This is a genomic window from Burkholderia sp. LMG 13014, from assembly GCF_905232215.1.
Classification (GTDB): Bacteria; Pseudomonadota; Gammaproteobacteria; order Burkholderiales; family Burkholderiaceae; genus Burkholderia.
The window spans coordinates 1-13004 of record NZ_CAJNKE010000127.1 but is presented as its reverse complement, the minus strand read 5'-3'; the positions used below and the strand labels follow the sequence as shown (position 1 = coordinate 13004).

Below are 13004 nucleotides of genomic sequence, written 5' to 3'. Positions count from 1 at the left end.
GCGCTGCGTCGGATCGGTGCGCTCTACGAGATCGAAGAGCTGATCCGCGGCAAGCCACCCGACGAACGGCACAGCATGCGCCAGGCGCGAGCGGTGCCGCTGCTCGACGACATGAAGCGGTGGTTCGACGCGGCACTTACCAAGCTCTCCGCGAAGTCGGACACGACCAAGGCTATCCAGTATGCGCTGAACCGCTGGCCGTCGCTGATCTGCTACTGCAGCGACGGGCGCGCAGAGATCGACAACCTGATCGCTGAACGAGCGCTGCGTGGCGTCGCGATCGGGAGGCGCAACTACTTGTTCGTCGGCGCCGACACCGGCGGCGAACGCGCGGCTGCGATGTACAACCTGATCGGCACGGCGCGCTTGAACGGCCTCGATCCCGAGGCGTACCTTGCCTACGTGCTCGAGCGCATTGCCGACCATCCGGCCAACCGAATCGACGAACTGCTGCCGTGGAACGTGGCGCTGTCGCTGCCGTCTACCGCTCGCATGGAACCCATCCGATAGCGTCGCGGATCTCGTCCGTCAACAACCTGAACTACGGTACTGCTCAAGCGCTTACTGGAAGACAACCGGGATCGCGGACAACCTGCCCTACGACGCCGGCTACGTGCCAACACAAGGATTTGGCTCCGCGCTCGGATCTACGCCGTGATAATATGCGCGCATATAATTTATTGAGAGGGACTGACATGTGGTCAATTGAGGTCGCAGGTGAGTGCGCGGCAACGCCGGCGCAGGTCTATAGCATCTTGGCCGAGCCGCAGAGGTGGTCGGAGTGGAATCCTGGTGTCCTTAGAATTGAGATGCACGGCTCATTCCAATCCGGTACGACGGCAGTGATGGTTCTACCTGACTCGACGACGTTGCCGTTCCGCTTCGCGTGGGTTGAAGCCGACAGAGGCTTCGAGGACGTCACTGAGTTACCGGACGCTGGTGCGGTTGTTCGCGTTCGGCACGAACTGTCGCCAACGGAACGGGGGACTCGGATTACGTATCGCTGTGAAATCGATGGGCCCGAGCAGGTAACTGAAGAACTGGGCGCAGCAATCACTTCCGACTTCGCCGATGTGATTTCTGCCCTCGGCGCTCGGGCAGAGCTGCTCGGTGAGTAAATCTCTAGAACCCGGCGAAAGCCCGGGTCTGCTTCTGTGGCGCGCGACGCTGAGTTGGCAGCGTCGCATCACTGCTGCACTGAAACCGTTGGGGCTGACCCATGTGCAGTTCGTCTTGCTGGCCAGTACTTGGTGGCTAACGTGCGTCGCCGAGGAGACCCCGAGTCAACGCCGTATCGCCGAGCACGCCAATACGGACCCGATGATGACCTCACAGGTTCTCCGCGCACTTGCCGAACGAAAACTGTTGACTCGAACGCCCGACCCTTCTGACTCGCGAGCTCAGATCGTTGACGTAACGCCAGACGGTGCGGACCTCGCCGTCCGCGCAGTGAAGGTCGTTGAAGCTGCGGATCGTGCCTTCTTTAAGGCCGTGGACCAACAAGTGCTGATGAGCGTTCTAGGCACGCTAAGTCGATGAATCTTGCCCCCATCCGATAGCATCGTGCATTCGTGCCGTCCACAACTTGAGCTACGGTGCTGCTTGAGCGCTTACGTTGGATGCGAACGGAGTCTTGTTGCAGAATAGATTGCAGGCAGAGGAATACGATGACGGCCGCGAGCGCGCCGAGACAGATTTTCACCAGGGCCACGTAAGAACCCCCGCACGGTACGCAACACAGAGGAACCAGACGCAACCGACAGCGACGCCGCATGCCGTTGCGACCGCGCTACCCTTCGCGACATACCCATACAGCTCATCGCAGGAGGCGAGTAGGGAGTTGTCGCTCGGCGCACGCATTACAGACGATCGCTTGTTTTGCGGAAATGCGGGTTGTAGGCTGTTCATAGGTCCCTCGAAATTCTTGTTTGGTCTCATCATTGCGCGCCTAACGCGCAGAGAACCGGGCGCCTGTGCTGCATCGCCGCCCGTCCTTTCGACCTGTTACGCGAGCGCGCTTTCGCTCCACCAGCATTCCATCGCGCGACCATCCGCGGACCGGTAGCGAACGAGGTAGCTGTTTTCGCTGGCTGCATATTCAGCGCGGCCGACGACTTCTCCGTTTTCGCCGCTCGCAGCGATCGTTACGTCACTGCCGATTGCGTATTTGAAACTCGCCATGTTTTTCTCCAGGTGGTTGCCTTCAGTTACAGGATGGCGGTCAGCGTCTTGCTGCCGTTGCCGTGATCGAGTCGAAGCATCAGCAGCGTCCCAGCAAACAGTTCGGGCCGAAGCACGCGTAGCGCATTGCTGAAATTGACCGGTGCCTCGAACCCGTTGCCGAGCAGAGCGGTCGTAACCGCGAGTTCGGGATCGTCTTCGCCAGGCGTGAAGAACGACGCGAGAATCGGAATATTGTGTTCCTTGCAGATCGCGATGATCTGCGTCATGAGCGGCGAGATTTGCTCGTCGTAAATCTGTTCCTTGGTGACGGTTGTCATCGTGGGTTCCTCAAGAGATGGTCAGCCGAGGCCGGTTTCGGTGAGTGCATCGCGGGCTAGAAAGGCCACATGTTCGAACGCTGCAGGCGGGCTAGAACAGGCCATCCATCACCCCGGGCGTCCAGTTCGTGATCACCAGCTCGCCGCTTGTGTCCGGCCGACCGTTGCGATTGGCAACGGAATAGCGAATGTCGAGCTCGAGCATGTGGAAACCATCGAAGGCGCGGCGAATGTCCGGGTGTTCGTTGATCGAGACCATGACCTTGCCGCGAGCTTCGCGCATCAGCGCTGCCATTGCCTCGTATTCTTCAAAGCCGAATGGGACGCCGTATCCCTCGGTTTGCCAGTACGGCGGATCGAGGTAGATGAACGTGTGCGGTCGGTCATACCGCTCGACGCACTCCCTCCAGGGAAGGTTTTCGACGTGCGTACCTGCTAGGCGTAGGTGCGCCGCTGAAAGCTGCTCTTCGATCCGCAGCAGGTTGACCGATGGTGCGGTCGTGGCGGTTCCGAAAGTCTGTCCCGAGACCTTCCCGCCAATCGCGTGATGCTGAAGGTAGAAAAAACGGGCCGCCCGCTGAATGTCGGTCAGGGTCTCGGGCCGCGTGATCTGCTGCCACTTGAATACCTGCCGGCTGCTGATTGCCCATTTGAACTGGCGGACGAATTCCTCCAGATGGTTTTGCACAACGCGGTAGAGGTTGACCAGTTCACCGTTGACGTCGTTGATGACCTCGACGGGGGCCGGCACCGGTCGCAGAAAGTAGAGTGCGGCGCCACCGCAGAACGCTTCGACATAGCAATCGTGCGGAGGGAAAAGCGGGATCAGCTTGTCGGCAAGGCGGCGTTTGCCGCCGAGCCAAGGAATGATTGGTGTTGGTTGCATCTATTGGCCAAGTGAGTCCATCCGTGGTAGCCTTCGTCCGCCTCGGCAGGGGTGACGTGGCCTTGCTGGATTCGCAGTGCGCACTGCGGGTGCGGGACGTGCCTGGTGCGCTAACACCAGGCACGTCACCGCGTCCTTTCCTACTGCTACTGCTCGATCGCGACTAGCTCTATAGACTCGGCACGATTCGCTTCCGATCTCTCTCGTGCAACGGGAGCGGTTGGTCAGCGCGTGACGCGCGCAACGCGGTACTTCATCGGCCGCATGTGGTTGTCGTTGTCGAGGAAGTGCACAACGTCGCCGCGCTTCAGGTTTGCGTGATCGACTAGCTGTCGACCTTTCCACAGCCATGCCTGAAACGGTTTGCACTCGATCACGACGCCGTTCTCGTCGATCGTCCATGCAAGGAAGTCTTGCCCGCGATCTTCGAATTCGATAGTGATTGCCATGGTCTTTCTCCTGTAGCGGGAGCGGTCGTTACCAGCGAGCCGCAAGGCCGCCGAGTTGCGACAGGCGGCGCGCAGCCATGTCTTGCCATTCCTGCGCATAGTCCGCTTCGCCGTAACGGATCGCAGCACGAGATTCCCTGATGCAGCACACGAATTCGCGGCGCAGGGTCTGCTTGCGGGTCGACTTGATCTGCGGCTTCTGGTGGTTCACGGTCGTTCCCCTTCGTGTTGCGTTGGTCACTGCTTCCGCTGTCGGCGTGGCCCTTGCCGAAGATCAAACACGACGACGAGGAGCAGGGCCGAAGCGAAAACACCGAGACCGACACCAACAAGTAATGTGGTAATAGAGTAGTCGTACGAAATATATTGAGGCCGACTAGATTTCTGGCGGCCTGACCGCGCTCAAGGAATGGCACTGAAGGTCAATGCGATTCGATCAACGCGGTCGATGGCCGGTTACGTATCCGGCGACGGTGGCATCCCGCCCGTTCTCTCGACCTTCCGTCGGCTTGCCAAACCCGCTTTCTGAGGTGACGGGCCCACTTCCTTTATCACTCGCGGGGCGGACGAGTCGCGCTCACCGATGGAGTGTGCTGTCCATCTACCCGGGCGCAATTTCGAAACTCTCAAGGGCGCGCACTCGACGTCCTGTTTGCGCTGCAGGTCGGTTGAGTGGTGCAGAGGATCCGCGTCCGAATGCGCGCTCTTGATAGCTTGGATTGCAACAGCGTTCAGGGATGGTGCCTCCATTCCATCAACGGAGACCGTATGCATTTACGGGCTATTTAGAGCCGCCGCGCCGGCTTGAGGCGCCCTTACTGAACGTTGTTGCATCACTCGCGCGCCCGACTACTCCCGGCCGTGCCGGCTCCGGGCCGCGCGAGGTTCGTGCCGATTACTACGCCATCGGACACGTGTTGCTGGCGGTCTTGCATCAGGTTCGCTCGGCACACAGCGGTTTTCCGCTATGACCGTCCTGACTCACGACGCAGATCGCGCCGGCCTGTCGCTTGCTTTACCGCAACCAGAAATCTCCGGTGCTGGGGCGCTTCCTTGCGAGCGGTGCACACGTGTTGGATTTGAGGGACGGGGAATGAGTGCCGCCGCATGCATCTTGTACAGCGACGTGCCCGAGCGGCTGCTCGTATCTGCAATTCGTCATCGCGACGGGGTGACCGAGGCGGATCTCATCGCTTTCGACGAATGCCCGTTCAGCGGCGAGATCACGGAGACGGAACACGGCACGCAGATCGCGTTTCCGTGGCCGCGCAACCGGACGATGCGCCATGCGATCGGCGACTGGCTGACGCACCACGGCATCAACTTCGCGGTCGTCATGTAACGACGAATCACCGGCCTCTCAAGCAAACCGAAAACAGGAACAACATGACGATCGACGAAAGCAACCAGATCGAAGAACTGCTCAGCGAATGGTACGACTGGCAGGCCGGGTATGTGCCGAGTCTTGGCTATGGGCGCGTCGATCCGTCGTGCCGTGGCTTCTCCGAAGACGAACGGACGGCCACGGCCGACGAGCGCTCGGAGGAGGCAGACCGGAAGGCGGCGAAGAAGCGTGCGGAACAGGTCGACGTTTGCGTTGATGCTCTGACGTGGCAGGAGCGCGCCGCAATCCAGCGACATATGAAGGCGAAGCGAATCGGTGCGATGAACAACGCATGCGGCGCAAAAGTCTGGAGCAATCCGCGCGGTCTTGATCTGTCAGACGCGCATGCAAGCTATCAGGCCGTGAAGGAAGCGTTGTATCCGCGTTTGATGACACGCGGTCTGTTGAAGGAGCCGCAACCGGCATAAAATGTGCGGGGCTAGACCTGATCTCTTTGTCGATGTCCGATCATCAAGGGCAGCGATCGACCCGTTACGGACAGTGGAGAAACGGAAAGCAGCACGCAAAAAAAGCCCGCTCGCAGCGGGCTTTTTGCTTTCTTGCGCCGGATATTGGTGCGCCACAGGAGTGAGCGCAATCTGCTGACCCAAGCGAGATTGCATTACCTAGCATCGCTTTCCGGAAACTTAGGTGTGCGTGAGGATGTTGCGACGAAGCTCCAGGCGGGCGAGCCTCCAGTCATTATTTATCCGTTCCCACTTCTCGTGGTAAAAGCCATATCCATGCATCGTCTTCGACGGGTTGCCATCTTTCGCCGCATAGATGTGCCAGTCCTCCATGGACCAGATTGCCGTTGCTTCGGTAGCGGATTTGAACTCGATCTCGGAATTGTGCGTCTGATGAATCGTCTGCGCATTGGCGAACAATCTGCGAGACATTGCCGACAGCTCGGCGATCGAATTGAACTCAGCCATCACCGAGTTATCGAGATTGTAGAAAGTGATCTTTGCGTCGGGCTTGAAGATACCCTCCCAAGCATCGAATTGCTTTGTGTCCACATAACGACAGTATTTAGCCTTTTGCTGCCGAATCTGCTCCGCCGCCTCTAAATCAAATGCCATTTTGAATCTCCGGTGTCATCGCACGCAGGTCACCAGGGTACGCTTGCGCTGTTCGCGTCATACCCGGCTGCGTAACGTCGTGACCATGGTACGCGTGCAACATCGACGGATAAATGGTGTTTCTCAACACGGATTGTGCAATACAATTGCACAATCAGACACTTGGGCGCGAGGACTCACGATGGACAGATTCGACAGCATGCGTGCCTTTGCCCGGGTCGTCGAGTTAGGAAGTTTTACCCGGGCAGCAAACTCGCTCAATCTACAGAAGACCACGGTTTCCGCCCAGATCAGCGCATTGGAGCGCGGGCTGGGTGTGCGCTTGCTAAACCGGACGACGAGAAGAGTGACGGCAACGCCCGAGGGAGGCATTTACTATGAGCGGGTTGTATCGCTGTTGTCTGACCTAGATGAAGCAGAAGCCGCAGTAACAACGTCCAAGGTCGAACCGAAGGGCCGGCTTCGCATAGACATGCCTCCTGCGATTGGCCACCGCATCGTCATCCCGGCACTCGGATCGTTTATTGAGCGTTACCCAGGCATCGTTCTGGAAGTGGGGTGTACCGATCGCCCCGTCGATCTTGTCGGGGAAGGCATCGACTGTGTGATTCGCGGCAATCTCATTCATGACGAAGGACTCGTCGCGCGAGCGCTCGGCGTCTTCGATATCGCGACCTGTGCATCACCAGCCTATCTGGAGAAATACGGTACGCCAGCTACACCCATGGAAATGGAAAATCATCTGGTCTGCCGGTTGTTTTCCCCGAAGAATCGGCGCTTCTTCGAATTCAATTTCACGAAGAACGGCGTCCGGACAAACGTGAAAGGCCGACACGTTGCCGCATATAACGACATAGAATCATCGCTCACCGGCGCCCTCTCAGGACTCGGCATCGTCCAGTTGCCCCTCTATATTCTGGAGGAGCATCTCGCTACAGGCCGTCTGACAAGGATCCTCACGGACTACACGAGTGAAGGTGTTCCCGTCAACCTTCTTTACCCTGAGAACCGGATGCTCTCCGCGAAAGTAAAGGCGTTCGCGTCGTGGTCGAGGGATCTGTTTGCTTCGACCAAGCACGTGAACGTCGCTGCCTAACATCGGAATACCGCTTTGCAGCCGGCCGTTCCTGGCCGCTAACCGCCGGTGGTGGCCGGCGGTTGCCGACCCGAAGCAGCCGGTCGATCTACTCCAAAGCGGCCGTTCACCTCGTTCCCGTGGGGAGCACGCGATCCTCAATCAGTCGAGCCGAACACCGAGCGATCGCGCAGTGTCGAGGATGAACGTAGCCAGCACGTCGGTTAGATTCGACTCGCTCGTGCCGACGCACCAACCGAGTTCGAGCTTGCTGTGCAGGTCAAGCGTCGGGTCTGAGAAGCACAACACCTTGCCGGGGAACAGCCCGCGCGCGGCCACGAGAAGCGATGGAACGAAGGCAGTGTGTGCGTAGTACGGTTGACGGCCGAGGGCACCAACACAAAGAGGCGATTCTCGGCGTGCGGATAATACAGTGTGGGGATTTCCCATTCGCCGCTTTTGAATAGCAGCGCTTGGCTCGATGCTGGTTCTTCCGAAATGCCGCCGGCCAAAACTTGCGGGTTGAGAAAAAGAGGATTCGAGCTTTTCTGAACCATCGCGCCGGTCTTGTCTTTGACGAAATCACCTGCGTGGTAAAAGCCGTTCACTCCGTTGTGGCCGTACTCGAATACCGGGTTCTCTTTGTATCACTCGACGTGAATCTTCTCGGCATTACGGTAGACGTAATAGGCGAATTCAATCGATTCGGCCCCCATCGGGTCGCAGAAAGTTTCGAACCGCACGGCGCCCGAATCGTGGGTCGCCTCGATTTTGTTGATGTTCATACCGCCCCGAAAGCTTTCGTTGTCGTTCAAATAGCTTTCTATTATATTTCTGGTTGCTTCCGGTTTCCAGCTTCGGGTGACCACTCATTGCAATAGACGATTCCTGTGTTCAGCGGCAGACTACGACGCCCAGACGGCATCTGCACGTTAGCGCATGCGGGCGCGTCGCATCTCCTCCCGCAAGAGGTGCATCAGTCGATGCAACTGCCCCTGCGCGCCGGCCAGATCGCCTTTGTTGGTTACGTTCTTGTCTGTATAGACGTACCATTCCTCGATTCTCTCAAGCGATTTGCGAAGCGCGCGGATCTCGAGGATAAGCCAGCGCACCTGAAGATCGGTGTACTCGCGCCACAGGTTGCGAAGCTCGGCGTCTGTTGGTGCGTCGAACTCTGGCATTGCCGCCTTCATCTTGAAGCGCGGATCCGTCAGCGGTACTCGATTGCGATCGATCCTTGTTGCCTCGATTGGCCAGCAAGGGCCGAGGAAAGTCGACCTTTCGTCCTCGTCGATCCAGAATTCAAATTCTTGTTTTGTGAGCTCGACAGGCGTCCTCAGGCGATTCTCGTCGCCTTCGAATCCGTACTCCCAGATGTAAGCCCACCCACTGCGGCTTGATCACGTCGCCACACCTGTATAAAAACACAGTATATTTCGCGATAAGCTATCCTCGTCAAGATCAGAAAAATGGGGACGGGCGATGTGTACATATATGAACGCCGCGATTTAGCAAGCGGTTTTGGTGGGCTGTAGGGGCGATTGCGCCCTAAAATTTAGGGTGGCTCGACTGTCTGCAATCGGCCAGTAAGAGACATTCGACAGAGAGACGTAGATCGTCGACAATCCGACGACACAGGCAGACACACCGGGGAAAAAATGCCGCTACGTTCGGAAGAAATCCACATCGAATCAGAGCGGCTTTCGATTCGGCCGTTCTCGGCTGACGATGCTGACGCTAGCTTTCGCTGCATTACGCCTTCACTAACTCGTTTCATGTCGTGGGAGCCACCCGCCAACAGAGACGACTTCGATCGCATCTGGCTGAGTTGGTTGCCGACAATAGCCGAGGGGACGGACTTTGTGTTTGCAATCCGTCAACGGGATGACGGGAATTTCCTTGGATTGGCCGGACTCCATCGTATTCGGAACGCGAGCGTGGAACTGGGCATTTGGATTCGGGAAGACTTTCACAAGCAACGCTTTGGTCGTGAAGCTGTAGGTCTTGTTGCGAGGTGGGCAAGCTTGGCGCTTGGCGTCGAGAGCTTCACTTACCCGGTAGCCGAACAAAACTATTCGAGCCGCCGCATCGCCGAATCTCTTGGCGGTGTCATCGTGGAGCGGCGCGAGACACAGAAATACACGTCCGTGATTTACCAAATACCCAACCAATCAGCGCTCGACCAGGAGCGAAAGATGTAGTGTGGCGGCGACGGTACGGAGCATCACACGATGTCCATGATCACGGTCAGCGGCGAGGGGCACCCGATCTTTTCGCGCATGCACAAGCCGGACGATGAAAAGCGTGCTGTCGTGATTCTGCCCCCGGACGACTGGGAGGAATGGCTGACGACGTCGAACGTAGAAGCCGCGCGCGCGATGCTGCAGCTCTATCCAGCGGACGAGATGGTCACCGAACCGGCGCAAGCGGGAATGTAAACGGGGCACAGGTGAAGCGTTCGTCGAAAGCCAACAGTCCCTAGTATCGCCGCCCGTAGCCCTCGCGATACAGCGTCGCGCCGATAGATGTCAGCAACGCAATGTCCTCTTCCCCTAATGTATCCCACACGCCCGCCAGCCAACCAGCGAAGCCAGTACAAGCGTGGTCTAGATCGACCGCTGCCCGCCCTTCTGCATTCAACCGCTCGAAGATCGTGATTACGTCGTGGGGGGCGCATGGCTTGCTCCGGTGATGATGGCGCCTTCGGACTGCCCCCTGGAATGCGCGTGCACCCGGAAGGAGGTGAGAGTGAAGGGGTAGATTCCTACTTGCGACAGCGCGGATCCTGGATCAGTGCGAGGCGGGCTAAAAGCTCGTCCACTTGGATTTCGAGGACCTTGTTTCGCATGGATTGCGTGCGGAGCTTGTTGAGCTTGACCCTCCAGTACGCCGGGTCGTTCACCGACGATTTGTTAATGAAGGCGTGTTGCGCTTGCTCGAGTAGTCCGATCGCTCGCCTAATATGCAGTAATTCGCGTTCCGCTTCGCAGTACCAGCTCATGTTTGCCGCCTTCTGATGATTTTTATCTTGACTTGCTGCTTCGCGAGAGCCCTTGAGCTCGCTCAAAGAGGACGCGCGAGCCGATCTCGAACCGTGCTGCTGCACGGTGCGACGAGTGTGGTGTAAGGGGCAAATGTCGTGCGCAGGCAGGGTGTGGCGCAGACTTGGGGAGAGGGCGAGCGGTGAATCTACAATTGGTGCTCGGGTCAACCCATCATACGCGTATCCCTGTTCAGGCAACCGCTTTATTTCGTCCGCGGCGAGAGCCGGCCCGACCAGAGGTGGTCGCGCAAATTCGGACAGCCGGATAAGTGGAACTACCGAGGCCTGAGCCAGCGATAATGCTGGCAAAGGAACCGAGAAATGACGAAGAGAACCCGACGGACGCACTCAGCGGCGTTCAAAGCGTAGATTGCGCTGGCCGCAGTCAAGGGCGAGCGGACGCTGGCCGAATTGGCGCAGCAATACGACGTCCATCCGAATCAGATCACGGAATGGAAGCGGCAGTTGCAGGAGCGTGCGGCCGATGTGTTCGGTACGGCTGGGTCGCCGTCAACTGAGCCGCCCGTGGACGTAAAGACGCTGCATGCGAAGATCGGCCAGTTGACGCTGGAGAATGATTTTTTGTCCGGAGCGCTCGGCAAGGCCGGACTGCTGAGCGTAAAGCGATGATCGACCGTGCGCATGCGCTGCCGGTTTCGCGACAGACGAAACTTGTCGGCATCGCGAGATCGAGCGCGTATTACCAGCTTCAGCCGGTCAGCCAAGCCGATCAACTGCTGATGCGCCGCATCGACGAACTGCACATGGAGTTTCCATTTGCCGGGGCACGGATGCTGGCGCGCCTGCTGCGTCGGGAAAGTCATGAAGTGGGTCGCCGCCGCGTGCGCACGCTGATGAAGCGCATGGGTGTCGAGGCGCTGTATTGCAAGCCGAACACGAGCCGGCGCAACGCGCAGCACAAGATCTCGCCGTACCTGCTGCGCGGCATGAAGATCCAGCGCGCCAACCAGGTGTTCGCGCTCGACACGACGTACATTCCGATGGCGCGGGGCTTCGTCTATCTGACGGCCGTGGTGGACTGGGCGAGCCGCAAGATTCTCGCGCATCGGGTTACCATCACGCTGGAAGCCTCGCACGCCGTCGAGGCAATGGAAGAGGCATTTGCCCGCTACGGGCTGCCGGACATCGTGAACACCGATCAGGGCAGCCAGTTCACGGCAGGCGCGTTCACTGAGGCCGTGCTGGGCCGTGGCGTACGGCTGTCGATGGACGGCAAAGGGGCCTGGCGTGACAACGTATTCGTCGAGCGGGTCTGGCGCAGCATCAAATACGAAGAGTACGGTCCAGATGACGGACCTAGTCGGCGCTAGGGTCGTTGTGCTGCTGCGTACAGATGTGCGTCTCGTCGAGGATGCGCTTGCCGGGTACACTGGATGGACTTTCAGTCGCGATCGCGACTTCGATTTCGAAGTTAATAAGGATCCCGAAGTTTTTGACTATCAGTCAGTGCACTATCTCGTAAGCTGTTCCGGAGATTCGGATATAGATGGGACGCTGGTTCCAAGTGGGACCACGTGCGAAGTCCAGATCCGAACCCTCCTCCAACATGCGTATGCAGAGGTGGTGCACGATAACGTGTATAAGCCCGGCGGAGTGGTGCCGCCCCAAACCCGTCGAATTATTGCTCGAAGCATGGCGTTCGTTGAATCGGCGGATGAGTTGTTTTGTGAGGCTATCGAGCAGCTTTCGCGAGTCAATACGGCGCGTGAGCAGTGGGTCGAATTTCTGGTTCCGCTGTTCCGGGCCGTATCTGGGCGGGATGTGTCACAGACGGATCAGCGGGATACGTTAGAAGTGGTTGATACATTCCGTGACCTACTTGCTAGTGCGGATCGCGACGAAATCTCGCAGCGCGTCAGCAGCGCTGCTATCTCTGGTTTGATTAGGCGCAGGTCAGAAAACGAGGGTTTGTTCAGTCGCCCCATTTGCATTCTTGCTTATTGGTTGGCTGAGAAGCATCATCGGAGTCGGATGGATAAATGGCCCTTCGGAAGTCAAAACGCGGATTTGCGGATCGTCCTTACCGATCTTGGAATCGCTGCGCGTTAGAAACTGCAAGCGATGCCAGGAAGCACATGGACCTTAGTTGACATGCGGTGTGGGTTTTTCTGCCTTCGCGTCGTGCCTCACTGTACGCATCTACAGCATTGACGGAAGCTCAAGCCCGCATGGCATCGCGGGTCCGCGGCCTGTCAACTGATCTTGCATACAGTGAAATCGGCCTTCCAGACCAGTCGAGTGCCGTACCCGGCGTCCGCAAACGCTGGTCGGTACGCTTTGGCATACTTGGCTCTCGGCGGATGGAGTGACTCCGCGGGGCATTTCACTCATTGTCAAGCAATCAAGCACCCTTGATTCCCGTTTGTGCAGAGCATCTTTGGACCATCCGCTTTTTGACTCGTCCGTTGAATTGTCGTGTCGTTACGCCTCGAACAGCGCGGCACCGATGTACGAACCCGGTTGCGCGCCCGGCGGGCACGCGAAGATCGCGCTGCCGACGTGCGTGGTGAACTGGTTCATGATGTCCATCTTCGAGAGCTTCTCGTTGATCGGAATGAAGCCC

General features: G+C 58.3%; 17 protein-coding genes and 3 pseudogenes. 10 read left to right on the top strand and 10 right to left on the bottom strand.

The features are described from left to right. The 3 genes from JYJ84_RS15610 to JYJ84_RS15600 form a co-directional block, all read left to right on the top strand. On the top strand, positions 1–510 hold a 510-nt coding region (locus tag JYJ84_RS15610), incomplete at its 5' end, for a transposase (RefSeq protein WP_205189270.1). A gap of 185 nt (positions 511–695) precedes the next feature. Next, on the top strand, positions 696–1118 hold the full coding sequence (locus JYJ84_RS15605) for an SRPBCC family protein (RefSeq protein ID WP_175220848.1): 423 nt from the start codon (positions 696–698) through the stop codon (positions 1116–1118). Further along, positions 1111–1539, top strand: a complete 429-nt coding sequence (locus tag JYJ84_RS15600) for a MarR family winged helix-turn-helix transcriptional regulator (RefSeq protein ID WP_175220850.1) — start codon at positions 1111–1113, stop codon at positions 1537–1539. The genes JYJ84_RS15605 and JYJ84_RS15600 overlap by 8 nt, the downstream gene beginning before the upstream one ends. A 465-nt stretch (positions 1540–2004) precedes the next feature. Here JYJ84_RS15600 and JYJ84_RS15595 read toward each other — a convergent pair whose 3' ends face one another. The 5 genes from JYJ84_RS15595 to JYJ84_RS15575 form a co-directional block, all read right to left on the bottom strand. After that, positions 2005–2181, bottom strand: a complete 177-nt coding sequence (locus JYJ84_RS15595) for a hypothetical protein (protein WP_175220852.1) — start codon at positions 2179–2181, stop codon at positions 2005–2007. 26 nt (positions 2182–2207) lie between these two features. Continuing rightward, complete coding sequence (locus JYJ84_RS15590) at positions 2208–2501, bottom strand: hypothetical protein (protein ID WP_175220854.1); 294 nt, start codon at positions 2499–2501, stop codon at positions 2208–2210. A 91-nt stretch (positions 2502–2592) separates the two neighbouring features. Then, on the bottom strand, positions 2593–3387 hold the full coding sequence (locus JYJ84_RS15585; RefSeq protein ID WP_175220856.1) for a DNA adenine methylase: 795 nt from the start codon (positions 3385–3387) through the stop codon (positions 2593–2595). Positions 3388–3611: 224 nt separating this feature from the next. Beyond that, entirely contained in the window at positions 3612–3836 is a 225-nt protein-coding gene (locus JYJ84_RS15580) for a hypothetical protein (protein ID WP_175220859.1), read from the bottom strand. Between the two features lie 28 nt (positions 3837–3864). Beyond that, on the bottom strand, positions 3865–4047 hold the full coding sequence (locus JYJ84_RS15575; protein ID WP_175220861.1) for a hypothetical protein: 183 nt from the start codon (positions 4045–4047) through the stop codon (positions 3865–3867). Positions 4048–4803: 756 nt separating this feature from the next. Between JYJ84_RS15575 and JYJ84_RS15570 the strand changes: the two genes are divergently transcribed. Together JYJ84_RS15570 and JYJ84_RS15565 are read left to right on the top strand one after the other, a co-directional pair. After that, the gene (locus JYJ84_RS15570) at positions 4804–5178 is read left to right on the top strand and encodes a hypothetical protein (RefSeq protein WP_236027372.1); all 375 of its coding nucleotides are present in this window, start codon (positions 4804–4806) and stop codon (positions 5176–5178) included. A gap of 44 nt (positions 5179–5222) precedes the next feature. Beyond that, positions 5223–5648 carry a hypothetical protein gene (locus JYJ84_RS15565; protein WP_175044551.1) on the top strand — a complete coding sequence of 142 codons (426 nt, stop codon included), beginning with the start codon at positions 5223–5225 and terminating at the stop codon, positions 5646–5648. A 219-nt stretch (positions 5649–5867) separates the two neighbouring features. On the opposite strand, the gene JYJ84_RS15560 is transcribed toward JYJ84_RS15565, so the two are convergent. Then, positions 5868–6302, bottom strand: coding sequence for a nuclear transport factor 2 family protein (locus JYJ84_RS15560; protein ID WP_175220863.1), 435 nt, complete (start codon positions 6300–6302; stop codon positions 5868–5870). A gap of 181 nt (positions 6303–6483) precedes the next feature. Between JYJ84_RS15560 and JYJ84_RS15555 the strand changes: the two genes are divergently transcribed. Next, positions 6484–7398: a LysR family transcriptional regulator gene (locus JYJ84_RS15555; RefSeq protein WP_175220865.1), complete on the top strand. Its 915-nt coding sequence runs from the start codon at positions 6484–6486 to the stop codon at positions 7396–7398. 626 nt (positions 7399–8024) lie between these two features. On the opposite strand, the gene JYJ84_RS15550 is transcribed toward JYJ84_RS15555, so the two are convergent. Together JYJ84_RS15550 and JYJ84_RS37820 are read right to left on the bottom strand one after the other, a co-directional pair. Next, positions 8025–8192, bottom strand: a complete 168-nt coding sequence (locus JYJ84_RS15550; protein WP_175220867.1) for a hypothetical protein — start codon at positions 8190–8192, stop codon at positions 8025–8027. 117 nt (positions 8193–8309) lie between these two features. Further along, positions 8310–8558: a hypothetical protein gene (locus JYJ84_RS37820; protein WP_236027371.1), complete on the bottom strand. Its 249-nt coding sequence runs from the start codon at positions 8556–8558 to the stop codon at positions 8310–8312. Between the two features lie 477 nt (positions 8559–9035). Between JYJ84_RS37820 and JYJ84_RS15540 the strand changes: the two genes are divergently transcribed. Both JYJ84_RS15540 and JYJ84_RS15535 read left to right on the top strand, forming a co-directional pair. Further along, positions 9036–9578 carry a GNAT family N-acetyltransferase gene (locus tag JYJ84_RS15540; protein WP_175220869.1) on the top strand — a complete coding sequence of 181 codons (543 nt, stop codon included), beginning with the start codon at positions 9036–9038 and terminating at the stop codon, positions 9576–9578. A gap of 9 nt (positions 9579–9587) precedes the next feature. After that, positions 9588–9815 (top strand): annotated as a pseudogene (locus tag JYJ84_RS15535) (DUF159 family protein); the annotation flags it as partial. Positions 9816–10141: 326 nt separating this feature from the next. Here JYJ84_RS15535 and JYJ84_RS15530 read toward each other — a convergent pair. Continuing rightward, complete coding sequence (locus tag JYJ84_RS15530) at positions 10142–10444, bottom strand: hypothetical protein (protein ID WP_236027370.1); 303 nt, start codon at positions 10442–10444, stop codon at positions 10142–10144. A gap of 345 nt (positions 10445–10789) precedes the next feature. Between JYJ84_RS15530 and JYJ84_RS15520 the strand changes: the two are divergent. Both JYJ84_RS15520 and JYJ84_RS15515 read left to right on the top strand, forming a co-directional pair. Then, positions 10790–11718 (top strand): annotated as a pseudogene (locus JYJ84_RS15520) (IS3 family transposase); the annotation flags it as partial. Positions 11719–11728: 10 nt separating this feature from the next. After that, on the top strand, positions 11729–12490 hold the full coding sequence (locus tag JYJ84_RS15515; RefSeq protein ID WP_175220877.1) for a GTP pyrophosphokinase family protein: 762 nt from the start codon (positions 11729–11731) through the stop codon (positions 12488–12490). A gap of 372 nt (positions 12491–12862) precedes the next feature. Here JYJ84_RS15515 and JYJ84_RS15510 read toward each other — a convergent pair. Then, positions 12863–13004: pseudogene (locus JYJ84_RS15510) on the bottom strand (Dyp-type peroxidase domain-containing protein); the annotation flags it as partial.